Consider the following 25,470-nt stretch of genomic DNA (forward strand, 5'->3'; position numbering starts at 1 on the left):
TTTCTCTCGTGCACGGCAGTGCCGACACAAGGGCTGCGCGAGTAACCGAACGTACGGAGGCGGGACAGTGCCGAGACATCGTGGTCGTAGGCGTGGAAAAGCAACGAGGATAGGGGTGTTGGCGGCAGCGGCTCTGGTGACGAGTCCGTTGCTCGCAGCGTGTGGTTCGTCGGACAGTTCGGTTCCGGTTCTGAGTTTCTACACTGCCGCAGACGGCGCAGAGCAGTACGCCGCTGCGGCACAGGTGTGTTCGGACGCCTCCAACGGCCGGTATCGGGTGGAGCAGCGAACACTGCCCAAGAGTGCCAACGATCAGCGCCTGCAGCTCGCGAGGCGTCTCGCCGGAAACGACAAGACGTTGGATCTGATGACGCTCGACGTCGTCTGGACCGCCGAATTCGCCGAGGCCGGATGGGCATTGCCCGTCCCGGACGACCTCTCGGCGAAGCTGCGCGACGGGTCCACCCTGGAAGGCCCGCTCGCCACCGCGGAATGGCAGGACCAGCTCTACGCCGTTCCGCTCAACTCCAACACCCAGTTGCTCTGGTACCGGCCCGACGAGGTGCCGGGCGGCACCCCGCCGCAGACGTGGGATCAGCTGATCGACGTGGCCGAGGCCAACGCGGCCGCCGGTAAGCCCGCTCAGATCGGTGTGCAGGCCAAGCAGTACGAGGGCTTCATGGTCTGGTTCAATTCGCTGCTCGAGAGCGCGGGTGGGTCGGTGGTCGCCGAAGACGGAACGACGGTGACCCTCAACGACACTCCCGAGCACCGCGCCGCCACCGAGAAGGCCCTCGAGATCATCAAGCGGGTGGCCACGGCCGACGGCCGCGATCCATCGGTCTCGCAGAGCGACGAGGCGACAGCTCGACTAGGCATGGAGTCGGGACGGATGGCCTTCCAGGTCAACTACCCGTTCGTGCTACCCGGCCTGAAGGAGAACGCCGTCGCCGGGGCAGTGTCGTTCCTCGATCTGGCGAATGTGCCTGCCGATCAGCAGGATGCACGCATCGCCGAGGTCTTCCGCAGTGCTCCGTACCCCGAGGTGAACGCGGGGGAGCCCGCCAAGGTCACCATCGGCGGCTTCAACATCGGCGTCGCGAAGACCACTCAGCACGAGGACCTCGCCTGGGAAGCCGTCGAGTGCCTCACCAACCAGGAGAATCAGCGCAACAACGCCGTCAACGGCGGCGTGCCCCCGGTGCTGAAGTCGCTGTACTCCGATCCGGAGTTCCAGGCCGTCTATCCCGCATGGGAAGGGGTGCTCGGTTCCATCGAGTCCGCGGCAGTGCGGCCCGTTTCGCCTGCCTACCAGAGCATTTCGATTCTGTTGACCGATGCCCTCAACCCGCCGCAGAACATCGATCCGGTTGCCGACGTGGACAAGCTCGCAGAACTGGTCAGCAAGGCCGTCAATTCCGAAGGGTTGATTCCATGAGCGATCCCACCCAATCGCAGCCGCAGCCCGCCGATCGGCAGGCGGCTCTGAAGAACATCTCCGACGGTAAGAAAGCCGAACGACGCCTGGGATTGCTCCTCGTCGCACCCGCGGCGATCCTGATGCTCGCGGTCACCGGCTACCCGATCGTCTACGCCTTCTGGCTCAGTCTGCAGAAGTACAACCTCGCGTTCCCCGAGGATCGCCAATTCGTCGGCATCTCCAACTACGTGACCGTGCTGTCCGACGGCTACTGGTGGACGGCATTCGGCGTCACCGCCGGCATCACGATCATCTCGGTGATCATCGAGTTCATCCTCGGTCTGGCAGTGGCTCTGGTCATGCACCGCACCATCTTCGGCCGCGGACTCGTCCGCACCGTGGTGCTCATTCCGTACGGCATCGTGACCGTCGCCGCCGCGTACAGCTGGTACTACGCCTGGACCCCGGGCACCGGTTATCTCGCCAACCTGTTGCCCGACGGCAGCGCGCCACTCACCGAGCAGTTCCCGTCGCTCGCGATCGTGGTTCTGGCCGAGGTGTGGAAGACGACCCCGTTCATGGCTCTGCTGCTGCTGGCAGGCCTGGCTCTGGTGCCCGACGATCTGCTCAAGGCCGCCGAGGTGGACGGAGCGGGTGGTTGGACGCGGCTGATGCGGATCACCATTCCGTTGATGAAGCCGGCAATTCTCGTCGCGGTGCTCTTCCGCACGCTCGACGCGTTCCGCATCTTCGACAACATCTACGTCCTTACCCGAGGGAGCAACGAGACAGGATCGGTGTCGATTCTCGGTTACAACAACCTGTTCGGCGCGTTCAACCTCGGACTCGGGTCGGCGATCAGCATCCTGATCTTCTTCTGCGTCGCGATCATCGCGTTCGTGTTCATCAAGCTGTTCGGTGCCTCGGCACCGGGATCCGACGACGGAGGCCGCAAGTAATGACCACTGTTACGCCTCGCAAGAAGGTCGGTTGGACGGTAGTCAACGTCCTCGTCCTCCTCTACGCGCTCGTTCCGTTGGCGTGGATCATCAGCCTGTCGTTCAAATCGACGGCCACGATCGCCGACGGAAAGTTCATCCCGCAGTCGTTCACCCTGGAGAACTACAAGGGCATCTTCTCCACCAACCAGTTCACCTCGGCGCTGGTGAACTCCATCGGAATCGGGTTGATCACCACGGTGATCGCCGTCGTGATCGGCACCATGGCCGCGTATGCCGTTGCCCGGCTGGACTTTCCGGGCAAGAAGCTCCTGGTCGGTGCGGCTCTGCTCATCGCGATGTTCCCCCAGATCTCGCTGGTGACACCGCTGTTCGACATCTCGCGCTCGCTCGGGCTGTTCGACACCTGGCCGGGCCTGATCATTCCGTACATCACCTTCGCGTTGCCGTTGGCGATCTACACGCTCTCGGCCTTCTTCCGCGAGATTCCGTGGGAGCTCGAAAAGGCAGCGAAGATGGACGGAGCAACGCCTGCACAGGCTTTCCGCAAGGTCATCGCCCCGCTGGCAGCACCGGGCATCGTCACCGCGTCGATCCTGGTCTTCATCTTCGCCTGGAACGACCTCCTGCTCGCCATCTCGCTGACGGCGACGGAACGTTCGGTCACCGTCCCGGCGGCCATCTCGCAGTTCACCGGTAGCTCTCAGTTCGAGGAGCCCACGGGATCGATCGCGGCAGCCGCCGTCGTCATCACGATCCCGATCATCATTTTCGTGCTCTTCTTCCAACGACGTATCGTGGCGGGCTTGACGTCCGGCGCAGTGAAGGGATAACCGTCATGGCCGAAATCGTTCTCGACAAAGTCACCAAGCTCTACCCGGACGGCGCCGCTGCCGTCAGCGACGTCGACATCACCATCGCCGACGGCGAATTCATCATCCTCGTCGGACCGTCCGGCTGCGGAAAGTCCACCACGCTCAACATGATCGCCGGGCTGGAGGACATCTCGTCGGGTGAGCTGCGGATCGCGGGGGAGCGCGTCAACGAGAAGGCACCGAAGGATCGCGACATCGCGATGGTGTTCCAGTCCTACGCGCTGTACCCGCACATGACGGTCCGGCAGAACATCGCGTTCCCGCTGACGCTCGCCAAGCTCTCCAAGACCGAGATCAACGACAAGGTCGAAGAGGCTGCCAAGATCCTCGATCTCAGTCAGCACCTCGACCGGAAGCCCGCCAACCTCTCCGGTGGTCAGCGACAGCGAGTTGCGATGGGACGCGCCATCGTTCGCACCCCCAAGGCCTTCCTGATGGACGAGCCGCTGTCCAACCTCGACGCCAAGCTGCGAGTCCAGACGCGCGCCGAGATCTCGCGGCTGCAGAAGCGCCTGGGCACCACCACCGTCTACGTCACGCACGATCAGACCGAGGCCATGACCCTCGGCGACCGCGTCGTGGTGTTGCGCGGCGGGCTCGTGCAGCAGATCGGTTCTCCGCAGGAGCTCTACGACAAGCCGCGAAACCTGTTCGTGGGCGGCTTCATCGGATCGCCCTCGATGAATTTCGTTCCGGGACAGCTCACCTCGAACGGAGTGTCCACGGCCCTCGGCGACATCGAGATCCCGCTCGAGCGAATGGACGCGATCAAGGCCAAGAACCCGGGCCGCGAGGTGGTCGTCGGTATCCGTCCCGAGCACTTCGAGGACGCGGCACTGATCGACGGCTACCAGAAGATGAGCGGTGCCACCTTCACCGCAACCGTCGACGTGCTCGAGTCCATGGGCAGCGACAAGTACGTCTACTTCACGCTGAAGGGTGCCAAGGTCGAGTCCAGCGAACTCCAGGAGCTGGCCGCCGATGCCGGTATCGCTGATCTCGGTGGCGCACAGGTGGTTGCGCGTCTGGCAGCCGAATCCAAGGCCGCCGAGGGTGGTCAGGTGGAACTGTGGTTCGACCCGGGCAAGATCTCGGTGTTCGACCAGGCGTCGGGTGCGAACCTGACAATCTGAGCGGCTGCGCCGCATGTGAGCGGAACTTCGTAGCCCACTACGAAGTTCCACTCACATGCCGCAGGCTCTACAGTGGCACGTTCGACGTGGTGTTCGGTTCGGACTCGGCAACCCGCACCGATTGCCGCGCTGCCGGGGTGCTTCTGATGGCCAGGGCTGCCGCAGCGACGACGGCGCAGGCCACGGCACCGGCGACGAAGGCTGCGGTGTACGCGCTCTCGCGGGCCACGTTTGTGCCGTCGATGGTGAACATCGCAAGCACGGTGGACAATGACGCACTCGCGATCGACGTGCCGACGGTGCGCACGATCGAGTTGACGCTGTTGGCCACGCCGGTGTCCGCCGCGCTGACCTCGGCCATGAGCAGGTTGGGCAGGGCCGCGAACGCGAGGCTGACGAACGTGTTGATGACGATGCCCGCGGTGATGAGCTGCCAGGTGTGATCATGGGCCACCGCGACGAACGCAAATCCGAGAACGCCGATCACCGCACCGCCGACGAGGACTCGGCGCGGCCCGAACGATCCGATGAGGCGACCGCTGATCACCGCGGCCACCACTCCTACCGCTGCACCGGGCAGCAGGTACACGACACTCGCTTCGAGAACGTTGGCGGTGAATCCGTAGCCGGCGACGGCACGTGGGGTCTGCACGAAGTAGGAGCAGGCCAGGAAGTTGGCGAACATTCCGACGCCGACGAACAGGGTGGCGACGTTGGTGGCCAGCAGGGGCCCGTGAGTGAGCATGCGGGGTGCGACGAGCGGGGCATCGATGCGTTTCTCGAAGATCCACCAGACTGTTCCCAGCAGCACGCCCGCGACAGCGCATCCGATGGTGGCCACCGAACCCCAGCCCCACGTGCGGCCCTGGGTGAGGGCCAGGAACAGCAGCAGGAGTGTGCCCGCCAGAAGCACGGCACCCCACCAGTCGACCGACCCGCTGCCGCTACGCGGTCGGGCCGGGACACCGAACCACGCGATGCCGAGTGCAACCACGACGATGGCGACGGTGAGCCAGAAGACGCGGTGGTAGTCGGCACCGTTGGCCGTGAGCAGCCCCGTCAGCACCAATCCGAATCCGCCGCCCACGCCGAGAGTGCCGGACAGGATCGACATCGAGCCGACGAGTGCGCGCGGTGGCATCTCGTCGCGCAACACCGCCAGGGCGATGGGGAACAGGGCGTACGAGACGCCCTGCAGAATGCGGCCCACCAGCAGCCAGGTCAGTGAATCGGTCAAAGCTGCCAGCATCGACCCGGCCAGCACGACGGTCAGGACGCCGATGAGCACGGGGCGTTTGCCGTGCAGGTCGGCGAGTCGGCCGATGACGGGAGTGGCGATGACCGCGGCCAACAGATTCGCCGTCAGTACCCACCCGGCAGCGGTGGTGCTGACGCCCAGTTGGGTGCCGATGGTGCCCACGATGGGAACGACCATCGTCTGCAGGACGGCGAGGGTCATGACGATGAAACAGAGTCCTGGCAGCAGCGTGCGGCGGGTGGACATGGAAGAGCTACCTCGTTACCTATGACAACCGAAAATACGAACCGATCGAACTAAATTGTTGAACGCATCTAATTAATTATCGGGTACCGGTTTCCCCAGTGTGAGTCGAGGTGCCTCGGACGAGCTACTGCGCCCGGTTGGGCTTCCCCAGGGCCTTCTGCCGGAGTTCACTGACGATCTCGTCGTTCCAGACGTGCTCGCGCACCAACCGATAGCGCTCACGGCTCATCCACAGATAGGCCTCGGCATCGGTGCGGTCCTCGAGAATCTCGGCCGCCCGGACCATGCGGACCACCGGCAGGTACTCCTCACCGAACCAGCGTCGTGCGACCGTTCCGCGGTCGACGAACTCCCCGAGTTCTTGCATCAGCCGAAATCCCCAGGCCTCCACCGACTCGCTCAGCTGCGCGTAATCGAACGGGTCGGTGACCTGTACCGCCTCGCGTGCGCGTCCCACCAGGGGCACCCGACTCAGGAAGATGCGGCGATGATCCTTGATCAACAGATCGCCGCGCCGGGTGATGCCCTCGGGGGAGATACGCGTGATGATCTCGGTGACGACGGCGTCGATCGTCGTGCGATGCATCGCGAACGCAATCGACACCCGGTGATGCCCGTCGACGACGAAGTGCATGCCGCCGATGCGATACACCTGGATCGGCGGCATCGCTTCACCGCGGCGCTGCGCCGCCGCCAACCGCTGCCAGCGTTCCCTGATCCGCGCCGAGGTCGGCCTGAAGAACCTGTCGAAGTCGCGGGTGCGGTCGACACTTCCGACGATGGTCTCGACGCGAATGACCTGCAGACCCAGGTGCCGTTCACCGACCTTGCCGAGGGCAGCAACCACTTCGTCGAACGGCAGGATGGTGTTGACGTCGTCGGGTTGACGCCGCAGCCACCCGACGAGTCTCGCCACGTCGGCGCGTCGACGCTGGCGGGTGAAGTCGTTCTCCGCGTCGGCGGCCGGAAATCCGGTGTCACGTGCCATGTCTGCGCCTCACGATCCTCGGTGCTTCGACGTGCTGTCGCTGCCCACCCGGTTCGACGTCGAGCAGGGTGTATCCGACGGTGTTGATCACCGCCGCCCCGTGCAGGGCCAGATCGTCCGGGGTGTGGCCGTGTGGATGAATGTGGCCGTGCAACAACAACTGTGGGGAGAGCCGACGCGTCACCTCGTCCAGGCAGTCGAAGCCGACGTGTGCCGGGTCGGTGTCGTCGCCGACTCCGAGGGGTGGGCTGTGAGTGAGCAGAATGTCCACCGGCCGTACGTCCTTGCGGACGTTGCGATTCCACGCGAATGTTCGAGTGAGGGTGCGTGAGCGTCTGCGCTGCTGACGTTGCGTCCATTGATTGGGTCCGCCGTTGTAGCGGATCGACCCGCCGAGACCGGCGATACGCAGACCGGCAGCGGACACGATCCGCCGGTCGACGTTGATCGCACCCACCGGCCCCGGCCAGGTGGCAGGCAGCCCGGCGCGCATCCAGCCGGCCTTCCCGGCCGAATAACCCGTCAGGTCCGCGTCGTGATTGCCGGGCACGAACACGCACGGAGCGTTCAACGCATCGGTCAGATACTCGAGGTAATCGAACGGAAGGTCGCCCGCGCCGAGAATCAGATCGACGCCGAGCGACTTCACCTGCGGACTCCACAGAGATTCGATCGTTTCGTCGGACACAGCGAGAACGGATACCACGGGTACGACGGTACCCACCTCGTCCGCGGTGGCACCTCCGAACGGACTTCTCGGGCACCGGTGGTGTTGGATGGGTCTCGTGAGCGAGAGTGTCATTACCGCGGTACGCGCACACCTGGTGACCGAGATCGGCGACGACAACCCGTCGTCCGCGTCCGTGACGTTCCTCGGCCTGGAGTCACTGGACGTGCTGCGATTCGGAGCGGACTCCGAGGTGGTGCGGTACGTCAGCCTCGGCTGCTCGCGTCATCCCATGGCAGACCCGAACGACATGGTCGCCGATCCGTCCCGTGGCCCTCGCGCCGAACTGGTACTGACCCTTCGCGGTGGCGCAGGCGTGGCGTCGGGCGTCCACAAGAGCTTGGCCGTGCTCGCGGCCTCGCCTGCGGTGGAGGGCGTCGTGCTGGTGGAGGACGCCCTGCTCGATCTCGGTGAGCCGCTGTGGACCAACGCGCCGTTCACGGCCGTGCTGCTCGGGCCGAGCGACATTGCGGACCTGCCGCTGCCGGAGCCTTTCGATCCGGTTCATTTCTTCGCCGCGGTGCCGTTGACCGGAACCGAGGCCGCCTGGGTGCGGTTACGCGGGGCGGATGCGTTGCGCGAGGCCTGGAAGGAAGCGGGGATCGACGTTCGAGACCCCAACCGGTCCGCAGCCAGCCTCTGATCGGGCGCTCCTGCGCACAGGGTGTCGACTTCCGGTGGCTACCCGCTTCTGTCGGAGTTCGTCCCTGGCTGTAGATCTCCGGCGCAGGATCTACAGCCAGTTGTTCTTGTGGAACGTTCGCCACAGACCGACGCACACGCAGGCGACGATCGCGACGATCGTGTGATACCCATAGGTCCAGTGCAGCTCGGGCATGTTGTCGAAGTTCATGCCGTAGATGCCGGCCACCATGGTCGGCACCGCCGCGATCGCCACCCAGGACGAGATCTTGCGCATGTCGAGGTTCTGCTGCATCGTCACCCGAGCCAGGGCGGCGTCGACGAGCGAGCTGAGTACCTCGTCGTATTCGGAGATACGTTCGGCGACAGTGGTGTGATGGTCCTGCACGTCGCGCAGGTACCGCCGGACGGATTTCGGAACACTGGGCTCCTGGACCAGCCGTGCGAGAGGCGTCGACAGTGGGGTCACCGACCGGCGCAGTTCCACGACCTCCCGCTTGAGCAGATAGATGTTCTCGATCGGCACGTGATGATGCGGAGAGAACACCTCCTCCTCCATGCCGTCGACGTCCCTCTCGATCGAGTCGGTGACGGCCAGGTACTCGTCGACGACGTGGTCGGCAACCGCGTGCAGCACCGCCGACGGGCCGAGTGCGAGCTGCTCCGGATTGTCCTCGAGGCGCTGGCGCACGCCGGCCAATCCGGAGTGTTCGCCGTGTCGGACGGTGATGACGAAATCTCGACCGACCATCACCATGATCTCGCCGCTCTCGACGATCTCGTTCGCCGTCGTCACCGACTCGTGTTCGACGTACTTGACTGTGCGCAGGACGAGGAATGCGACGTCGTCGTATCGCTCCAGCTTGGGCCGCTGATGCGCGTGCACGGTGTCCTCGACCATCAACTCGTGCAGGTCGTAACACTGAGCGATCGCGTTCATCTGACGGTCGTCCGGCGCATGCAGGCCCACCCAGACGAACCCCTCGCCGCGGGCTCGTACTTCGGCGATCGCGGAAGTGTGAGTGAACCGGCCGGGTAGCCGGGAGCCGTCGACGTAGACAGCGCAGTCGACGATGGCGCGCGCCGTCGGCACCGGTATTCGTGGACTCGAATCGGGAACGGCCTTGTTTCCTCGTCGGTGCAGCGAGGGCAGTGAGGGACGCGGTGGAAGGGACGGCATGGCGGGCAATCGTACGCCAGGAAAACGACAGAACAGTGGGCCCGGAACATCACGGCGGTACGCCTGGGACACTGTTCTGGTGCTCATCGATCTCCACACCCACTCGACAGCGTCCGACGGTACCGACAGCCCGGCCGAGCTGGTTCGCGCTGCGTCGGCAGCGGGCCTGTCGGTGGTGGCGCTCACCGATCACGACACCACGGCGGGATGGGACGAGGCCGCTGCCGCATCGCCCGCCGGCCTGACGCTCGTGCGCGGCATGGAACTGTCGTGCACCGGTCGTGGGGAGGACGGCACGCCCGTCCCGGTGCACCTGCTGGCGTACCTGTTCGACCCCGAGAACGAGGCATTCGCCGCCGAGCGTGCACGACTGCGCGGTGAGCGGGTGACCCGGCTGCGGGCCATCGCCGAGAACATGGCCGCGGACGGCCTACCCATCGATCCCGACGCGGTTCTCGCCTCGGCCGGGGAGGCCGCCGGTCGTCCCCATTTGGGCCAGGCTCTGATCGAGGCCGGCTACGTCTCGGACATGGACGCGGCGTTCGCCGGTCCGCTGGCAACGGGTGGCAAGTATTACGTGGGCAAGGTCGACACTCCACTCGACGTCGCCGTCGAGATGATCGCCGCCGCAGGCGGCGTCAGCGTGCTCGCGCATGCCCGGGCCCGCAAGCGCGGACGCATCCTGGATCTGGACCACATCCGAGAACTCACCCCGCTCGGGCTCGGCGGTGTGGAAGTCCACCACATGGACCACTCGCCGGAGGACACCGTGGTGATGGCCGAGTTGGCCGCGGAGTTGGACCTCATCGTCACCGGGTCCTCGGATTATCACGGCACCAACAAGACCGTGAAGCTGGGCGAGTACACCACCGACCCGGAGCAGTACGACCGACTGATCGCGGCGGCCCGGTCATGAACTTCGACGTGACGCTGTACCTGACGGTTCTGATCACGCTGTTCGTGATCATGGATCCACCGGGCGCGATTCCGGTGTTCTTGTCCCTGGTGGGACGCAAGAGCAAGGAAGTGCGCAACAAGGCCGCATGGCAGGCACCCGCGGTCTCGCTCACCGTCATCTCGGTGTTCGCGATCGGCGGCCAGGCCATTCTGAGCTACCTGCACATCGGCATTCCGGCACTGCAGGGCGCGGGTGGACTTCTGCTCCTGCTCATCGCGCTGTCGTTGCTCACCGGTAAGGGCGCGGGCGGCGACGCGGCGGCCGAGGACGTCAACGTCGCACTCGTGCCGCTGGGAACGCCGTTGATGGCGGGCCCCGGAGCCATCGCCGCGGTGATCGTCTACGTCAGTCAGGCCGACGGCAACGCGAGCTCGTTGCTCGCAATTGCCTTGGGCATCATCACGATTCACGTCCTGTTCTTCGTGATTCTACGATTCTCCACCGTCCTCATCCGGCTGCTCGGCGAAGGCGGCATTTCGCTGCTGGCGCGCATCGCAGGCCTGTTGCTCGCCGCCATCGCAGTGCAGTTGATCGCGGACTCCGTCCGCGGATTCGTGGCCGGAGCATGAGCGGGGCCGGAGCGGGCGCCGGACTGCGCTTCCTGCGCGGGCTCAGCGGCATCGTCACCGCCGGACTGCTGGTGCTGGCGATCGGCGTCGGCGTCACCCAATATCTCGGTCAGTCCCGCGGCTACCCGGGACCGGGCGCGCTGTCGGTCACCGTGCACATCGTTGCCGCTGTCGTCGCCATCGCAGCGCAGCGGATCGCCGATCACCGACGCGGATTCACCGCATTCCTCGGAGCGATCGTGGTCTTCGTGGTCACCGGTCTCGTCCTGTGGACCCAATGGTGGCAGTAGTTCACGCTGGTTTCTGACTCTGTGGTCAGGTCGGTGGGCGGTATGGCACACTTGGGCCGTTACAGCGATGCGGCTACAGCCCATCGTTGACTGTGCAGGCACACCCGCCGCACGTGCGAGACGCGCTTTTCGGCAGTCGGCAGCCAGTACTGGCGCCCTCCGGTAGTCCGCGACCCTTTCGAGCATCAATCACTTCGTAGACACGTGTTGCCTCGTCGAGGCCGACAGTGCGAGGAGCTTTCACCGTGACGGCAGTCGAAGACACCACAGGAACACCATCGGCAGTTGCGGCCGCGATCACCGACGACGAGATCTTCGCCGGGCATCTCGGCGGCAAGCTTTCGGTCCAGTTGGCCGCGCCGCTCGAGACCCAGCGCGATCTCTCGATCGCGTACACCCCGGGAGTGGCCCAGGTCAGCCGTGCCATCGCCGCCGACCCGGCGCTGGCCAAGCGCTACACCTGGACCGACCGGCTGGTCGCCGTCATCTCCGACGGTTCCGCGGTGCTCGGCCTGGGCGATATCGGTCCGCGCGCGTCGTTGCCGGTGATGGAGGGCAAGGCGGCGCTGTTCAAGAAGTTCGCCGGCCTCGATTCCATCCCGATCGTGCTCGATACCCACGATGTCGACGAGATCGTCGAGACGATCGTGCGGATGCGACACAGTTTCGGAGCCGTCAACCTCGAAGACATCTCCGCCCCGCGGTGTTTCGAGGTGGAACGACGCGTCGTCGAGGCACTGGACTGCCCCGTGATGCACGACGACCAACACGGCACGGCCATCGTCGTCCTTGCGGCGCTGACGGGTGCTGCACGGGTACAGGGCCGGGACCTGGCCGGGCTCCGAGTGGTCGTCTCGGGCGCAGGCGCTGCAGGCGTTGCGTGCGCGAACATGCTGCTCGCCGCCGGCATCTCCGACGTCGTGGTCCTCGACTCCAAGGGCGTCGTCTCGGCCGATCGCGGTGACCTCACCGGCGTCAAGGTCGACCTCGCTGCGCGAACCAACCCTCGTGGACTGAGCGGGGGACCGGGCGATGCGCTGGCCGGAGCCGACGTGTTCCTCGGACTGTCCGCAGGCAAGGTGGACGAGAACGTCATCGCCTCGATGGCCCCCGAGTCCATCGTGTTCGCGCTCTCGAACCCGGATCCGGAGATCCACCCCGAGGTGGCCAGGAAGTACGCGGCCATCGTCGCGACCGGACGCAGCGATTTCCCCAATCAGATCAACAACGTTCTGGCCTTCCCCGGTGTGTTCAAGGGCGCGCTCGACGCCGGCGCACGCCGCATCACCGAAGGCATGAAGCTCGCCGCTGCCGAGGCAATCCTCTCGGTTCTCGGCGACGAGTTGGCCGCGGACAGAATCGTCCCGAGCCCGCTCGATCCTCGCGTCGCCCCGGCCGTTGCGGACGCAGTTGCGGCAGCAGCGCGAGCCGAGGGCGTCGCGTAGGAAAACAGAAAAAGCACCCCGAACCCCGCCCTATCCGGGCCGGTGGGTCGGGGTGCTTTTAGTTTGCGTGAGTCGTCGTCAGACTTTTGCCAGTCCGGTCGGCATGCGCCGGAGGCGACCGGTTCCCGGCACCGACGTCCACACCGCTAGGGCGAGAAGGCCGTCGACGACGAGTGTGAGCAGCGCGACGAGGATCGCCCCCACCAGAACCCGGCCGTAGTCGTAGAGCGCGAGACCGTCGAAGATGTAGCGACCCAGCCCGCCCAGGTTGACGTACGCCGCAACGGTCGCGGTCGCGATGATCTGCAGGGTGGTGTTCCGTAGTCCGCCGAGGATCAGTGGCAGTGCATTGGGGATCTCTACCCGCAGCAGCACCTGTGATTCGGTCATTCCCATTGCCCGGGCGGCGTCGACCACGTGAGCATCGACGTTGGCTATTCCCGAGTAGGTGCCCGCCAGCAGCGGTGGTATCCCGAGCAGGACCAGCGCGATGATCGGCGGGATCAGACCCAACCCGATCACCAGGACCAGGAACACCAACACACCCAGAGTCGGCAGTGAGCGCAGAGCGTTGACCAGTCCGACGACCACCGCTTCGCCGCGGCGCAGGTGACCGATGATCAGTCCGATGGGAATCGCGACAGCGGCCGAAAGCACAACGGCCAACAGCGAATACCACATGTGCTCGAGCAGTCGAGCACCGATTCCCGTCGGCCCGGCCCAGTTGGCACCGTCGAGGATGTACGAGAACGCTTCGGAGAACAGATTCATGCGCGCGCCTTCCTCGTCGACGAGCTGCCCTGCCGGGTCCAGGGCGTGAGTCGACGGCCCACCAGGTACAGGGCGGCGTCGAAGATCAACGCCAAGAACACGATCGAGATGATGCCGGCGAAGATCTGATCGGGATAGTCACGTTGGTAGCCCTGGGTGAACAGCTGGCCGAGACCACCGATACCGATCACCGAACCCACCGAGACCAACGAGATGTTGGTGACCGTGACAACTCGAATATTGGCGATGAGCACCGGCAAGGACAGGGGTAGCTCGACGGTCACCGCCCGGCGTAACGACGAAAAGCCCATGGCCTGAGCCGAATCGACGACGGCGAACGGAACCGAATCGAGTGCCTCCGGAACCGCGCGAACGAGCAGGGCCGTGGAGTACACCGTCAGTGCGATCACCACGTTCAGCGGATCGAGCACAGGCAGTCCCACGACCGCAGGAATGGTGACGAACAGTGCCAGGGACGGCAACGTGAACGCAATGCTGGCCACCGTCAACGTGATTCGGCGGACCCACCGCGTGTTGCGAATCAGAGTGCCGACCGGAACGGCGATGAGCAGGCCGATGAGTAGAGGCACGAGCGAAAGATACAGATGTGTCTTCGTGTACCCCAGTACGACGCCGAAGTTGTCGAACAGCCAGGTCACTGTGCGTCGTTCCCGGCCGCGCCGAAGTGGTGGCGATTGCGCTCCTCGTCCTCCGACTTGCGCTGTACGGCCAGGTTTTCGAGAATCTCCGCACCGTCGACGCTACCCACGGCGGCACCGGTCGAATCGACGGCGACGCCGATTCCCGACGGAGACGAGATCGCCGAGTCGAGCGCCTGCCGTAGATCGCCGCCCTCGAGGAACAGCGACCCACCGGCCGCGGTGCTCTCGTCCAGGCTGCCGCCGCCGCGTACTTTCTCGACGCCGGTGGCGTCGATCCAGCCGAGGGGACGACGCTGGGAGTCCACGACCAGAACCCACTGCCCTTGGTCGAGTCGCAGGGTGCTCATCTCGTCCTCGGTCGCGGTATGGATCGGATGCATCGTCACCGACTGCGCGGAGCGGAAAGACAGGCCGCGGTAGCCGCGGTCGCGGCCGACGAACGACGCCACGAACGACGTCGCCGGTGCCGCGAGCACGGTCTCGGGCTTGTCGTATTGCTGCAGACGACCCTGCGGTCCGAAGACTGCGATGTGGTCGCCCAGCCGCACGGCCTCGTCGATGTCGTGCGTGACGAACACGATCGTCTTCTTCAGATCGGCCTGCAGCCTGAGCATCTCGGTCTGCAGATCCTCACGCACCACCGGATCGACGGCGCTGAAGGGTTCGTCCATCAACAGAATCGGTGGGTCCGCGGCGAGCGCGCGGGCCACCCCGACGCGCTGTTGCTGCCCGCCGGACAGCTGTGCCGGGTAGCGGGACGCGAGAGCCGGATCCAGGCCCACTCGTTCCAGTACCTCGAGCGCCGCCTTGCGGGCCGCGCGCCGGGACTGACCGTTCAACACCGGAACCGTCGCAACATTGTCGACGACGGAACGGTGGGGCAGCAGCCCGGCACTCTGGATGACGTAACCGATTCCTCGGCGCAGCTTCACCGCGTCGGTGTCGGCGATGTTGCGGCCGTCGACCGTGATGACACCCGAGGTGGGCGCGATCATCCGGTTGATCATCCGCATCGACGTCGTCTTGCCGCAGCCGGACGGCCCCACGAACACGGTGAACGAATGTGGCTGGATCACCAGGTCCAACGAGTCGACTGCCGTGGTGCCGTCCGGGTACGTCTTGGTGATGTTCTCGAAGGTGATCATCAGCTGACCGGCTGGTCCAGACCCTTGTCCTTGACCCACGCCGTTGCCGCCGCAGCCGGTTCGACCTTCTGGTCGCCGGACACCGACGTGTTCAGTGCTATGAGCTCTTCGGTGGTGATCTGCGCCGAGACGGCGTCGAGAACCTGAGTGAGCTTGTCGGACTGCTTGGACGTCCGCAGCACCGGGATGACGTTCTGAGCGGCGAAATTGTTCTCCGGGTCTTCGAGAACCACGAGATCGTTCTGCGCGATGGCAGGCGAGGTGGTGAAGATGTCCGCCGCGACGACCTGGCCCGACACGAGTGCCTCGACCGTGGCCGGTCCGCCGCCGTCGGAGATGGGCACGTAGTTTCCGGGGGAGATGTCCAGGCCGTACTTCGCCTTCAGGCCCGGCAGTCCGCCGACGCGCTCCTGGAATTCCGGCGTGCCTGCGAACGTCACCTCCGAGGAGAACGGTGCGAGATCGCCGACGGTCTTCAGATTCCGCTCGGTTGCGGTCGCGCGGGTGACGACGACGGCATCCTTGTCCTCGCCGGGTGCCTGGGCCGTCACCGAGAGGTCGTCGCCGAGTGCAGCGGGCAGTGCCGCCAGCACGTCCTCGGACGAGGTGGCCGTGGCAGATTCGTCCAAGTACTGGAGCAGGTTGCCCGTGTAATCGGGAATCAGGTCGATCGAGCCGTCGCGGACGGCGGGAATGTACGCCTCGCGGCTACCGATGTTCAGCTTGGTGCTCACCTCGAAACCGTTGGCGCGCAATGCTTCTGCGTAGATATTCGCGACGGTCTCGGACTCCGGGAAGTTGGCCGAGCCGACGATGATCGAGTTCGTATCGTCGTTGCTCTCGCCGCCTCCGCTCGAGAGCGGATCCGAATTTCCGCCGCAGGCGGTCAGTGCGGTGACCGACAGGGCGAGCGCGGCAACGGCCGCCACTGCCTTCGGGGCGGAGAACGCGCGCGTGATTCGGGAGGTGGTCATGGTGTCCTTCCATCGGTTCGGGCACAGACGAAGCCCCAACTCCGACGGGTGCCGCCCGATCACCGGGGACACCGCCGAACCAGGACTCGGGCTGCTCGGGATGGTAGTCGACGTCGCCGTGCCCATAAGGTTGGTTCGACTACCCTCTCGTTCGCATCTGTGCCCCGCGGTCGGGATCGGTAAACCCCACGGGCAGTGAACAGGAGAAAATGAGAGTGCGTTCGTCGATTCTGGCAGCGGCCCTCGCGGTCACTATTGCAGGTTCCGTCGGTGGGTGCAGTGCGGCCGACCGGGCCGAACCCGGGCACATGCCCGTCGTCGTCGGAGCCGGGAATTCCGACCTCTCCCGGTTGCTCGCACAGATCTACGCAGGAGGACTCCGGTCGACGGGAGCCGAGGTCTCCGTCGCCGAGAACCTGGGGGATCGGACGGCGTACCTCGCGGCGCTGGACCGCGGCGAGGTATCGATGATCCCCGACCTGACCGGGGACCTGTTGCGCACCTTCGACGCCCTGGCCGGGGCAACCGAAGCAGAGGACGTGTTCACCGAACTGAACCGATCGCTGCCCGCCGGACTGTCGGTGGGAGACTACGCAACCGCCGAGGATCGATTGGCCCTTGCTCTCGCTCCAGACGCGACCTCGGACGAGGGCACGACAGTCACAGAATTTCTTCGTCGGGACGACGTGACAGTCGGGACGGTCGAGGGGGAGGTCGATCCGATGGACGTGAGGATGGAGGGTGTGGGCAGTCCCAGTTTCACCGGGGCAAGTGTCACCGATTTCATGGTCTACCCGGATGCGCAGTTCGCCGTCGACGACCTGAATTCCGGTGCGGTGGATGCTCTCGCGATTCGGACGGCGTCGTTCGGTCCGCTGGCCAAGGATTTGACGACTCTGCCCGACGACGATCATGTGTATCCAGCGCAGAACGTCGTTCCGCTGTACCGCACCGGTGTGCTGGACGAGAGTGCGGTGAAGTCGTTCTCGGTGGTGGCGGGGGAGCTGACGACAGCGGACCTCGCCGACATGATCGGCGAGGTCCGCGGCGGTGCTGCGTCAGGCGATGTCGCCGGCCGCTGGCTCGGCGAGCACAGCCTCTGACACGTCGGACTTCTGCTCTGCTCTGAGCTTGCGGCCCAGGTACGCACCCATGTGCTGGACGGCTTCGGCTGCTTCCCGCAGGATCGACGCCTGCAGATGCGCCACGTGCCAGAGCTTCTTGTACTCGATGTACTCGAGTTCGACGCCGGACAGGCGCAGCTTGTCCGCGAACGCGGTGATCTGCGGATAGAGCACCTCGTCCGTCCCGACGTGCATGACGACCGGAGGCAGCTCATCGAGGTTGCCCTGGAGCGGCGCGAAGCCTTGATCCAGCGGGTCGCCCGCCCCGAGATACGCGTCGGCCGAGGAGTTCGACCACCCGGTGTTGACCACCAGGTCGCGCGGCTTGACCGCGTCGCGTGCGCCCGGATCGACCCACGGTGAGATCAATCCGAGTGCTGCCGGCCTCGCGCCGTCGTCCACCAGCCGCCTCGCCGTCGCGACGGTCAACCCGCCGCCTGCCGAATCACCGGCGATGGCGATGCGATCCGGGGTGAAGCCGTGCGAACGCACCAGTTCTCGGAACGCCGCCACGGCGTCGTCGAGCGCGGCCGGGTACGGGTTCTCCGGGGCCAGTCGGTAGTCGAGTACGTACACGGCGCTGGCCGACTCTCGGGCCAGATGGGCGGCGAGCGATCGGTGGGTGTTGATCGAACCGATCGTGAACGCGCCCCCGTGGAGGTACAGGATGGCGGTGTCGCGTTCGGTGGCTCCGACGGTGATGCGCTCGGCTCGCCTGCCCGCGAGCGTCAGCTTCTGCGCGACGGTCCCGTGCGGGAGCGTCTGCACCGGAGCCGCGGCCTCGAGGACCGCCCGCTGCGCCCGGAAGGACAGACGCGGATTCAGCGCGAGGCGGTAGAAGGGCTTGAGCGCCGCCGCAACGATCGGCAGTGGAACGTAGAAGGCTTTCACGACGCGGCCCGCCTACTTCTTCGACCGTGGCATGGCCCGCTTGGACACCGCTGCGATCAGGCCCTGGTACCGCGAGCCGGTGATGCGTTGCAGCAGATCGAGCGCGATGGCGTCGGAACCGATGAGCACGCGGCCCCTGCCCTTCTCGACACCCTTGAGAATGGTCTTGGCCGCGTCGATCGGGGTGGTCTTCGCCAACTTGCTGTCGAAGAATTTCGCCACGTCGGCCTGGTCGAAATTCTCGGCGACGGTGGCGTTGCGGGCGATGGCAGTCTTGATGCCGCCGGGGTGCACCACGGTCACCTTCACCGGAGCCTTCGCGATCAACATCTCCATGCGCAGCGACTCGCTGAAACCGCGGACGGCGAACTTCGCTGCGTTGTACGCGGACTGGGACGGCATCGCCAACAGGCCGAACAGGCTGGAGATGTTGACGATGTGGCCGTCGCCGGAGGCCTTGATGTGCGGCAGAAATGCCTTGGTGCCGTTGACGACGCCCCAGAAATCGACGTCGACGATGCGCTCGATGTCCTTGAACGAGGACTTCTCCACGTCACCGTGGTAGGCGATGCCCGCGTTGTTGTAGATCTGGTTGACCTTGCCGAAATGCGCGACGACGGCCTCGGCGTAGTCCAGCACGGTCTCGCGCTGCGAGACGTCGAGGAAATCGGACTTCACCTCGGCTCCGAGTGCTTCGACGCGGCGCACCGTCTCGTCGAGTCCGGCGGTGTCGACGTCGGACAGTGCGAGCTTGGCTCCGTGTCCGGCCAGCTCGAGGGCCAAGGCCCGGCCGATTCCCGAACCCGCGCCGGTGACGACGGCCACCTTGCCTGTGAATGTGCTCATCGTGCGGACACCTTGTCTGTGTTGTTGCCGGCGGCCGTGCTTGCCGACGCGGAGGTCAGATCTGCGGTTGCGACGCTACGGTACGCATCGAGATCGAAATGCTTGGTCTGACGACGGAACTCGAACGTGAACCCGGGCCACAGGGTGGTGTTGTTTCCGTGCTTGTCCAGATACCAGCTGGCGCAGCCGCCGTTCATCCAGACGCTCTTGGCGAGCTGGTCCTGCAGAGTCACGTTGTATTCGTCCTGCACGTCCTTGCGCACTTCGATGGTCCCGATGTCGTGCTTGTCGATGGTGTTCAAGGCGTCGACCAGGTAGTTGATCTGCGACTCGATCATGAAGACCATCGAGGTGTGCCCGAGGCCGGTGTTGGGGCCGACGAGGAAGAACATGTTCGGGAAGTTCGCCACCGCGGCGCCCTTGTAGCCCTGCTGTCCGCCGTCGTCGAACGTCTGCGCCAGCGTCCGGCCGTCCTTGCCGACGATGGCTTGGTATGCAGGTGAATCGGTGACGTGGAAGCCGGTGGCGACGACGAGTGCGTCGATCGGGCGCTCGGTGCCGTCCTTGGTGACGATCGATCCCGTGCGGATCTCGGCGATGCCGTCGGTCACGAGGTCGACGTTGCTCTGCGCGAGAGCGGGGTAATACGCGTTGGAGATCAACATGCGCTTGCAGCCGATGCGGAAGTTCGGGGTCACCTTCGCGCGCAGCGCCTTGTCCTTGATCTGCGTGCGCAGATGATTCTCCGACGCCCACTGCAGCGGCTTCATGAACGCGGGGTTCTTCGCCAGTCCGACGACCTGGGTCTCACGCATCGCGTAGATGCCGGCGCGGGCGAGGCGCTGGAAGCCGGGCACATGCTTGAAGGCGAAGCGCTCGAGCTTGGTGTACGGGCGATCGGCGCGAGGGAGGATCCACGGGGCGGTGCGCTGGTAGACGTCGAGGTGCTCGACCTGGCCTGCGATGGCGGGAACGATCTGGATCGCCGACGCGCCGGTCCCGATGACGGCGACGCGCTTACCGGCGAGCGAGACGTCGTGGTTCCACTGAGCGGAGTGGAAGACGTCGCCCTCGAAATCGTGAATTCCCTTGATATCGGGCAGGTTCGGCTCACACAGTGCGCCGACGGCCGAGACGACGATCTTGGCGGTGTAGTTGCCGGTGGTCGTCTCGACGTCCCAGCGGCTGGTGGAGGCGTTCCATCGCGCCGACGTCACGTCCGTGCCGAAGACGTGCTTGTCCATGACGCCGTACTTGCGCGCAACTCCGGCGATGTACTTCTGGATCTCGGGCTGGGTGGAGAACGAACGGGTCCACTCCGGGTTCAGCGCGAACGAGTACGAGTACAGATGCGAGGGCACGTCGCAGGCTGCACCGGGGTAGGTGTTGTCGCGCCAGGTACCGCCCACATCGTGGCCGCGTTCGACGACGACGAAGTTCTTCTTGCCTGCCTTGGTCAGCTTGATCGCCGCTCCGAGCCCGGCGAAACCACTGCCGATGATCAGCGTATCGACGTGACGCGGCGACGTTGCGCGGTCCGAAGTATCTGTTACGGGAAGACTCATGTAGAGCAGACTAGAAGCTTACTGAGTGTGAGTCAATAGTTATTGACTACTATTCAATAGGATGATTGCATGGCGGATGTGAACCGCGCTGGAGTATCGACGACGAAAAGGACCAGACTCAGTCCGCAGCAACGACGAGCGCAGCTGATCGAGCTCGGCACCGAGATGCTCGCCGATCGGCCACTCGAACAGATCTCCGTCGAGGACATCGCCGATCAGGCCGGAGTCTCCCGAGGTCTACTGTTCCACTACTTCGCGTCCAAGCAGGACTTTCACCTCGAAATAGTCCGCGAGGCGTCGCGGTCGATGATCGAACGGACCGCACCCGACCCCGACCTCGAACCCTTCGAGATTCTGCGCGACTCCATCGCCAACTACGTCGACTACGTCAGCGAGAAACGCGACACCTTCATCTCCCTGCTCCGCGGCACGGCAAGCGGAGACCCCCAGATGCGCGAGGTGTTCGAGCAGACCCGCACCACCATGGCCGATCGCACTCTCGTCCAACTCGCTCAACTCGACGTCGATGTCACCCCCACCATCGACCTCGCCGTCCGCGGTTGGATCGCCTTCGTCGAAGAAGCCACCATCACCTGGCTCAGAAATCCACAGATCACCCGCGACGAGTTGATCGACCTGAACGTCAACGCCCTACCTGCTGTCGCCCTGGCTCCGGGCATGATCTCCGCGCTGCTGGGAGCCGACGCCGACGCCTGAGCCCCGCCCTAGTGTGCGTCCCCCCGGTTCGACGTCCTCCCCGGTTGCAGGTCCTCCCCGGTTGGGATCAATGTCCCTTTGTTGCAGTCTGACCGACTGAATCCCGCATTCATCCGAAGTGCGGCCGAGGCCACAGCCGAATGAATGCGGCTCTGTTGCAGTCTGACCGACTGAATCCCACATTGATCCCAACCCGGGTGCGCCCAGAAACGGCGAAAGCGGCCCACTCCCGAAGGAGTGGGCCGCTTGTCGCTGTCGGAGATCTAGTCTTCGCCGACCTTGTTGAAGGCCTCGTCGATGATTTCGAGTTGCTCGACGGCGTGCACCTTGCTCGATCCCGAGGACGGTGCGGACATGGCGCGACGGGAAATGCGCTTGATGCCGACCAGCTTCTCGGGCATGAGTTCGGGCAGTGCGAGACCGAAGAACGGCCAGGCACCCTGGTTCGCAGGCTCTTCCTGAACCCAGCGGAATTCCGTTGCGTTCGGGTAGCTCTCGAGTGCTTCCCGGATTCGACGCGTCGGCACGGGGTAGAGCTGCTCGATTCGGACGATGGCGACGTCGTCGCGGTTGTCCTTCTGCTTGCGAGCGAGGAGCTCGTAGTAGAGCTTGCCGCTGACCATCAGCACTCGCTTGACCTTGCTGCGGTCGCCGGTGCCGGTGTCGTAGGTGGGCTCGTCGAACACCGAGTGGAACTTGCCGTCGGTGAAGTCCTCGATGTTGCTCACTGCTGCCTTGTTGCGCAGCATCGACTTCGGGGTGAAGACGATCAGCGGGCGACGGATTCCGTCACGCGCATGCCTACGCAGCAGGTGGAAGTAGTTCGCGGGGGTCGAGGGGAGTGCGACGGTCATCGATCCTTCGGCGCACAGCGTCAGGAATCGTTCGATGCGTCCGGACGTGTGGTCCGGGCCCTGACCCTCGTGGCCGTGCGGGAGCAGCAGCACGACGTCGGAGAGCTGTCCCCACTTGGCTTCACCGGACGAGATGAACTCGTCGATGATCGACTGGGCACCGTTGACGAAGTCACCGAACTGCGCTTCCCACATCACCAGTGCGTCCGGGTTGCCCACGGAGTAGCCGTACTCGAAGCCGACGGCCGCGAACTCGCTCAGTGCGGAGTCGTAGACCATGAACTTGCCGGGGTTGTCGCTGCCGATGTTCTGCAGCGGCGTGTACTCGGAACCGGTCTTGCGGTCGATGATCACCGAGTGCCGCTGCGTGAAAGTGCCGCGGCGGGTGTCCTGGCCCGAGAAACGAATGTTGCGTCCCTCGTCCACGAGCGAGCCGAGTGCGAGCAGTTCGCCGAAGGCCCAGTCGACCTTGCCCTCGTACGCCATTTCCCGACGCTTCTCGAGCACCGGCTTGACGCGGGGGTGCACGTTGAATCCCTCGGGAATGTCGAGGTGCGCATCACCGATGCGGTGCAGGACGGCCTTGTCGACGGCGGTGGTGAGCTTGGTCGGCAACTGCTGGTCGAGTTCGACCGATTCGCTGGGCTCCGGGGTGTACTTCTCGAGTTCGCGTACCTCGTTGAAGACGCGTTCGAGCTGACCCTGGTAGTCGCGGAGCGCGTCCTCGGCTTCCTTGAGCGAGATGTCTCCACGGCCGATGAGCGATTCGGTGTAGCTCTTGCGGACGCTGCGCTTGGTGTCGATCACGTCGTACATCGCCGGCTGGGTCATCGAGGGGTCGTCGCCCTCGTTGTGTCCGCGACGGCGGTAGCAGATCATGTCGATGACGACGTCCTTGTGGAACTTCTGACGGAAGTCCACTGCCAGCTGAGCCACCCAGGCACATGCCTCGGGGTCGTCGCCGTTGACGTGGAAGATCGGCGCGGCGATCATCTTGGCCACGTCGGTGCAGTACTCGGACGAGCGCGAGAACTCAGGCGAGGTGGTGAAGCCGACCTGGTTGTTGACGACGATGTGCACGGTTCCGCCGGTGCGGTAGCCACGCAGATCGGACAGGTTCAGCGTTTCCGCGACGACGCCCTGGCCGGCGAAGGCCGCGTCGCCGTGCAGCATCAGCGGCAGCACGGAGTAACCGCCCTGGCCGGTGCCCTTGTCCAGGAGGTCCTGCTTGGCCCGGACGAGGCCTTCGAGAACGGGGTCGACGGCTTCGAGGTGCGACGGGTTCGCCGTGAGCGAGACCTTGATGTCGTTGTCGCCGAACATCTGGATGTACGTGCCCTCGGCACCGAGGTGGTACTTCACGTCACCGGAGCCGTGTGCGGCAGCCGGGTTCATGTTGCCCTCGAACTCGGTGAAGATCTTCGAGTACGGCTTGCCGACGATGTTGGCCAGCACGTTCAGGCGGCCGCGGTGCGGCATGCCGATGACGACCTCGTCGAGGGCGTACTCGGCGCTCTGGTCGATGACGGAGTCCATCATCGGGATGACCGACTCGGCACCTTCGAGCGAGAAGCGCTTCTGTCCGACGTACTTGGTCTGCAGGAACGTCTCGAAGGCCTCGGCTGCGTTGAGCTTGCTGAGGATGTACTTCTGTTGCGCCACAGTTGGTTTGACGTGCTTGGCTTCGACGCGTTCCTGCAGCCACGAGACCTGCTCGGTCTCGAGGATGTGGGTGTACTCGACGCCGACGTGGCGGCAGTACGAGTCGCGCAGGACGCTGAGCACGTCGCGCAGCTTCATCTTGTCCTTGCCGTGGAATCCGCCGACCTTGAACTCGCGGTCGAGGTCCCACAGCGTCAGGTCGTGACTGATCACGTCGAGGTCCGGATGCATCCGGAACTTGTCCTTGGTGAACTGCAACGGGTCGGTGTCGGCCATCAGGTGACCGCGGTTGCGGTACGCCGCGATGAGCTCGAGCACGCGGGTGTTCTTGTCGACGGTGCCCTCGGGCAGATCCTTGCGCCAGCGGATCGGCTCGTACGGGATCTTGAGCGAATGGAACAGCTCGTCGTAGAACTCGTCGCTGATCAGCAGATTGTGGATCGTCTTGAGGAAGTCGCCCGACTCCGCACCCTGAATGATGCGGTGGTCGTACGTCGAGGTCAGCGTCATGAGCTTGCCGACGCCGAACTCGGCGAGACGCTCGTCGCTGGCACCCTGGAATTCCGCCGGGTACTCCATGGCACCGGCACCGATGATGGCACCCTGGCCGTTCATCAGGCGCGGGACGGAGTGGACGGTGCCGATTCCGCCGGGGTTGGTCAGCGAGATCGTGACGCCCTGGAAGTCCTCGCCGGTGAGCTTGCCGTCGCGGGCACGCCGGACGATGTCCTCGTACGCGTTGTAGAACTGCGTGAACGTGAAGTCCTGCGTGTTCTTGATGGCCGCGACGACGAGGGAACGGTTGCCGTCCTTGCCGGGAAGGTCGATCGCCAGACCGAGGTTGATCGACGCCGGAGTGACGGCGTTGGGCTTGCCGTCGACCTCGGCGAAGTGGCGGTTCATGTTCGGGAACGCCTTGACGGCCTGCACGATGGCGTAGCCGAGCAGGTGCGTGAACGAGATCTTGCCGCCGCGGGTACGCGCGAGGTGGTTGTTGATGACGAGGCGATTGTCGACCATGAGCTTGGCCGGGATGGCTCGCACGCTGGTAGCTGTCGGAATCTGCAGCGAGGCGGACATGTTCTTGGCAACCGCCGCAGCTGCGCCGCGCAGAATCTTGCTCGACTCTTCACCGAATTCGGCAGCGGCGGGCTTGGCCGGGGCTGCCTTCTTCTCGGCCGGCTTGGCCGGGGCCGACTTCGCCGGAGCAGGCTTGGTTTCAGCAGCCTTGGGAGCTGCGGCCTTCGCGGGGGCTTCGGTCTTCTTGGGAGCTTCGGTCTTCGCGGCCGAGGCGGCGGGCTTCGCAGGAGGCGCGGGTGCTGCGGGAGGAGCGGACTTGGCCGAGCTGCCGTTCGAGGCCGAGCCGTTGGAACCGGACTTACCGTTGGAGATGGGGTTCTCGTCGATCACGGCTTCGGGGTCGTAATCGGTGAGGAACTCGTGCCAGCTCGCGTCGACGGAGGACGGGTCCTGCTTGAACCGCTGGTACATCTCGTCGACCAGCCATTGATTTTGTCCGAATTGGGTAGTAGAGCTGCTGCTCACGGCAGTAGTTCGCCTCGTTTCTGT

General features: G+C 65.0%; 23 protein-coding genes. 11 read left to right on the plus strand and 12 right to left on the minus strand.

What is annotated here, in order from left to right:
• Nucleotides 1-115 precede the first annotated feature (115 nt).
• From RFA01S_RS24190 to RFA01S_RS24205, 4 genes are read left to right on the plus strand one after another with little or no spacing between them, the layout of a single operon-like run.
• Nucleotides 116-1,438, plus strand: a complete 1,323-nt coding sequence (locus RFA01S_RS24190; protein ID WP_027498039.1) for an ABC transporter substrate-binding protein — start codon at nucleotides 116-118, stop codon at nucleotides 1,436-1,438.
• Nucleotides 1,435-2,379 carry a carbohydrate ABC transporter permease gene (locus tag RFA01S_RS24195; RefSeq protein ID WP_032406323.1) on the plus strand — a complete coding sequence of 315 codons (945 nt, stop codon included), beginning with the start codon at nucleotides 1,435-1,437 and terminating at the stop codon, nucleotides 2,377-2,379. Before RFA01S_RS24190 ends, RFA01S_RS24195 begins: the two co-directional genes overlap by 4 nt.
• Entirely contained in the window at nucleotides 2,379-3,212 is an 834-nt protein-coding gene (locus RFA01S_RS24200) for a carbohydrate ABC transporter permease (RefSeq protein WP_027498037.1), read from the plus strand. Before RFA01S_RS24195 ends, RFA01S_RS24200 begins: the two co-directional genes overlap by 1 nt.
• Nucleotides 3,213-3,217: 5 nt before the next feature.
• Complete coding sequence (locus RFA01S_RS24205) at nucleotides 3,218-4,387, plus strand: ABC transporter ATP-binding protein (protein WP_027498036.1); 1,170 nt, start codon at nucleotides 3,218-3,220, stop codon at nucleotides 4,385-4,387.
• 67 nt (nucleotides 4,388-4,454) lie between these two features.
• Here RFA01S_RS24205 and RFA01S_RS24210 read toward each other — a convergent pair whose 3' ends face one another.
• The 3 genes from RFA01S_RS24210 to RFA01S_RS24220 form a co-directional block, all read right to left on the minus strand.
• Entirely contained in the window at nucleotides 4,455-5,891 is a 1,437-nt protein-coding gene (locus RFA01S_RS24210; RefSeq protein ID WP_052060466.1) for an MFS transporter, read from the minus strand.
• 124 nt (nucleotides 5,892-6,015) lie between these two features.
• The gene (locus RFA01S_RS24215; RefSeq protein WP_032371672.1) at nucleotides 6,016-6,879 is read right to left on the minus strand and encodes a hypothetical protein; all 864 of its coding nucleotides are present in this window, start codon (nucleotides 6,877-6,879) and stop codon (nucleotides 6,016-6,018) included.
• Nucleotides 6,869-7,585, minus strand: coding sequence for a metallophosphoesterase family protein (locus RFA01S_RS24220; RefSeq protein ID WP_027498034.1), 717 nt, complete (start codon nucleotides 7,583-7,585; stop codon nucleotides 6,869-6,871). Before RFA01S_RS24220 ends, RFA01S_RS24215 begins: the two co-directional genes overlap by 11 nt.
• A 70-nt stretch (nucleotides 7,586-7,655) precedes the next feature.
• Here RFA01S_RS24220 and RFA01S_RS24225 point away from each other — a divergent pair, with 70 nt between their 5' ends.
• Nucleotides 7,656-8,249, plus strand: coding sequence for a suppressor of fused domain protein (locus RFA01S_RS24225; protein WP_174557311.1), 594 nt, complete (start codon nucleotides 7,656-7,658; stop codon nucleotides 8,247-8,249).
• A 90-nt stretch (nucleotides 8,250-8,339) separates the two neighbouring features.
• On the opposite strand, the gene RFA01S_RS24230 is transcribed toward RFA01S_RS24225, so the two are convergent.
• Nucleotides 8,340-9,428, minus strand: a complete 1,089-nt coding sequence (locus RFA01S_RS24230) for a magnesium and cobalt transport protein CorA (RefSeq protein WP_027498032.1) — start codon at nucleotides 9,426-9,428, stop codon at nucleotides 8,340-8,342.
• A 79-nt stretch (nucleotides 9,429-9,507) separates the two neighbouring features.
• Here RFA01S_RS24230 and RFA01S_RS24235 point away from each other — a divergent pair, with 79 nt between their 5' ends.
• From RFA01S_RS24235 to RFA01S_RS24250, 4 genes are all read left to right on the plus strand, one after another.
• The gene (locus RFA01S_RS24235; protein ID WP_027498031.1) at nucleotides 9,508-10,344 is read left to right on the plus strand and encodes a PHP domain-containing protein; all 837 of its coding nucleotides are present in this window, start codon (nucleotides 9,508-9,510) and stop codon (nucleotides 10,342-10,344) included.
• Complete coding sequence (locus RFA01S_RS24240; RefSeq protein ID WP_027498030.1) at nucleotides 10,341-10,955, plus strand: MarC family protein; 615 nt, start codon at nucleotides 10,341-10,343, stop codon at nucleotides 10,953-10,955. The genes RFA01S_RS24235 and RFA01S_RS24240 overlap by 4 nt, the downstream gene beginning before the upstream one ends.
• Nucleotides 10,952-11,245, plus strand: a complete 294-nt coding sequence (locus RFA01S_RS24245) for a hypothetical protein (RefSeq protein ID WP_052053095.1) — start codon at nucleotides 10,952-10,954, stop codon at nucleotides 11,243-11,245. The genes RFA01S_RS24240 and RFA01S_RS24245 overlap by 4 nt, the downstream gene beginning before the upstream one ends.
• Nucleotides 11,246-11,490: 245 nt before the next feature.
• A complete protein-coding gene (locus RFA01S_RS24250) occupies nucleotides 11,491-12,690 on the plus strand; it encodes an NAD(P)-dependent malic enzyme (protein WP_032406358.1) in 1,200 nt (399 codons plus the stop codon).
• A gap of 78 nt (nucleotides 12,691-12,768) precedes the next feature.
• Here RFA01S_RS24250 and RFA01S_RS24255 read toward each other — a convergent pair whose 3' ends face one another.
• From RFA01S_RS24255 to RFA01S_RS24270, 4 genes are read right to left on the minus strand one after another with little or no spacing between them, the layout of a single operon-like run.
• On the minus strand, nucleotides 12,769-13,461 hold the full coding sequence (locus tag RFA01S_RS24255) for an ABC transporter permease (protein WP_027498027.1): 693 nt from the start codon (nucleotides 13,459-13,461) through the stop codon (nucleotides 12,769-12,771).
• Complete coding sequence (locus RFA01S_RS24260) at nucleotides 13,458-14,120, minus strand: ABC transporter permease (protein ID WP_032365390.1); 663 nt, start codon at nucleotides 14,118-14,120, stop codon at nucleotides 13,458-13,460. Before RFA01S_RS24260 ends, RFA01S_RS24255 begins: the two co-directional genes overlap by 4 nt.
• Nucleotides 14,117-15,268 carry an ABC transporter ATP-binding protein gene (locus RFA01S_RS24265; protein WP_032390505.1) on the minus strand — a complete coding sequence of 384 codons (1,152 nt, stop codon included), beginning with the start codon at nucleotides 15,266-15,268 and terminating at the stop codon, nucleotides 14,117-14,119. The genes RFA01S_RS24260 and RFA01S_RS24265 overlap by 4 nt, the downstream gene beginning before the upstream one ends.
• Complete coding sequence (locus tag RFA01S_RS24270; RefSeq protein ID WP_032365502.1) at nucleotides 15,268-16,242, minus strand: ABC transporter substrate-binding protein; 975 nt, start codon at nucleotides 16,240-16,242, stop codon at nucleotides 15,268-15,270. The genes RFA01S_RS24265 and RFA01S_RS24270 overlap by 1 nt, the downstream gene beginning before the upstream one ends.
• 209 nt (nucleotides 16,243-16,451) lie before the next feature.
• On the opposite strand from RFA01S_RS24270, the gene RFA01S_RS24275 reads away from it, so the two are divergent.
• Complete coding sequence (locus RFA01S_RS24275) at nucleotides 16,452-17,345, plus strand: glycine betaine ABC transporter substrate-binding protein (RefSeq protein WP_032371670.1); 894 nt, start codon at nucleotides 16,452-16,454, stop codon at nucleotides 17,343-17,345.
• On the opposite strand, the gene RFA01S_RS24280 is transcribed toward RFA01S_RS24275, so the two are convergent.
• From RFA01S_RS24280 to RFA01S_RS24290, 3 genes are read right to left on the minus strand one after another with little or no spacing between them, the layout of a single operon-like run.
• Nucleotides 17,301-18,257: an alpha/beta hydrolase gene (locus RFA01S_RS24280; RefSeq protein WP_032371669.1), complete on the minus strand. Its 957-nt coding sequence runs from the start codon at nucleotides 18,255-18,257 to the stop codon at nucleotides 17,301-17,303. The genes RFA01S_RS24275 and RFA01S_RS24280 overlap by 45 nt on opposite strands.
• A gap of 12 nt (nucleotides 18,258-18,269) precedes the next feature.
• Nucleotides 18,270-19,103: an SDR family NAD(P)-dependent oxidoreductase gene (locus RFA01S_RS24285; RefSeq protein ID WP_032406324.1), complete on the minus strand. Its 834-nt coding sequence runs from the start codon at nucleotides 19,101-19,103 to the stop codon at nucleotides 18,270-18,272.
• A complete protein-coding gene (locus tag RFA01S_RS24290) occupies nucleotides 19,100-20,668 on the minus strand; it encodes a flavin-containing monooxygenase (protein ID WP_032375499.1) in 1,569 nt (522 codons plus the stop codon). The genes RFA01S_RS24285 and RFA01S_RS24290 overlap by 4 nt, the downstream gene beginning before the upstream one ends.
• Nucleotides 20,669-20,737: 69 nt before the next feature.
• On the opposite strand from RFA01S_RS24290, the gene RFA01S_RS24295 reads away from it, so the two are divergent.
• Nucleotides 20,738-21,385 (plus strand): TetR/AcrR family transcriptional regulator, encoded by a 648-nt coding sequence (locus tag RFA01S_RS24295; RefSeq protein WP_032371667.1) that lies wholly within the window; start codon nucleotides 20,738-20,740, stop codon nucleotides 21,383-21,385.
• Between the two features lie 263 nt (nucleotides 21,386-21,648).
• Here the strand turns inward: RFA01S_RS24295 and RFA01S_RS24300 are convergent, their stop codons facing one another.
• A complete protein-coding gene (locus tag RFA01S_RS24300; RefSeq protein WP_072692234.1) occupies nucleotides 21,649-25,446 on the minus strand; it encodes a multifunctional oxoglutarate decarboxylase/oxoglutarate dehydrogenase thiamine pyrophosphate-binding subunit/dihydrolipoyllysine-residue succinyltransferase subunit in 3,798 nt (1,265 codons plus the stop codon).
• Nucleotides 25,447-25,470 lie beyond the last annotated feature (24 nt).

This window comes from Rhodococcoides fascians NBRC 12155 = LMG 3623, assembly GCF_001894785.1.
Classification (GTDB): Bacteria; Actinomycetota; Actinomycetes; order Mycobacteriales; family Mycobacteriaceae; genus Rhodococcoides; species Rhodococcoides fascians.

What these genes read in the sequence shown, in the direction of transcription:
- RFA01S_RS24195 (WP_032406323.1), top strand. Translation starts at nt 1,435, where the DNA reads ATGAGCGATCCCACCCAATCGCAGCCGCAGCCCGCCGATCGGCAGGCG.
- RFA01S_RS24200 (WP_027498037.1), top strand. Translation starts at nt 2,379, where the DNA reads ATGACCACTGTTACGCCTCGCAAGAAGGTCGGTTGGACGGTAGTCAAC.
- RFA01S_RS24205 (WP_027498036.1), top strand. Translation starts at nt 3,218, where the DNA reads ATGGCCGAAATCGTTCTCGACAAAGTCACCAAGCTCTACCCGGACGGC.
- RFA01S_RS24210 (WP_052060466.1), bottom strand. Translation starts at nt 5,891, where the DNA reads ATGTCCACCCGCCGCACGCTGCTGCCAGGACTCTGTTTCATCGTCATG.
- RFA01S_RS24215 (WP_032371672.1), bottom strand. Translation starts at nt 6,879, where the DNA reads ATGGCACGTGACACCGGATTTCCGGCCGCCGACGCGGAGAACGACTTC.
- RFA01S_RS24225 (WP_174557311.1), top strand. Translation starts at nt 7,656, where the DNA reads ATGGGTCTCGTGAGCGAGAGTGTCATTACCGCGGTACGCGCACACCTG.
- RFA01S_RS24230 (WP_027498032.1), bottom strand. Translation starts at nt 9,428, where the DNA reads ATGCCGTCCCTTCCACCGCGTCCCTCACTGCCCTCGCTGCACCGACGA.
- RFA01S_RS24240 (WP_027498030.1), top strand. Translation starts at nt 10,341, where the DNA reads ATGAACTTCGACGTGACGCTGTACCTGACGGTTCTGATCACGCTGTTC.
- RFA01S_RS24245 (WP_052053095.1), top strand. Translation starts at nt 10,952, where the DNA reads ATGAGCGGGGCCGGAGCGGGCGCCGGACTGCGCTTCCTGCGCGGGCTC.
- RFA01S_RS24255 (WP_027498027.1), bottom strand. Translation starts at nt 13,461, where the DNA reads ATGAATCTGTTCTCCGAAGCGTTCTCGTACATCCTCGACGGTGCCAAC.
- RFA01S_RS24265 (WP_032390505.1), bottom strand. Translation starts at nt 15,268, where the DNA reads ATGATCACCTTCGAGAACATCACCAAGACGTACCCGGACGGCACCACG.
- RFA01S_RS24270 (WP_032365502.1), bottom strand. Translation starts at nt 16,242, where the DNA reads ATGACCACCTCCCGAATCACGCGCGCGTTCTCCGCCCCGAAGGCAGTG.
- RFA01S_RS24275 (WP_032371670.1), top strand. Translation starts at nt 16,452, where the DNA reads ATGAGAGTGCGTTCGTCGATTCTGGCAGCGGCCCTCGCGGTCACTATT.
- RFA01S_RS24285 (WP_032406324.1), bottom strand. Translation starts at nt 19,103, where the DNA reads ATGAGCACATTCACAGGCAAGGTGGCCGTCGTCACCGGCGCGGGTTCG.
- RFA01S_RS24290 (WP_032375499.1), bottom strand. Translation starts at nt 20,668, where the DNA reads ATGAGTCTTCCCGTAACAGATACTTCGGACCGCGCAACGTCGCCGCGT.
- RFA01S_RS24295 (WP_032371667.1), top strand. Translation starts at nt 20,738, where the DNA reads ATGGCGGATGTGAACCGCGCTGGAGTATCGACGACGAAAAGGACCAGA.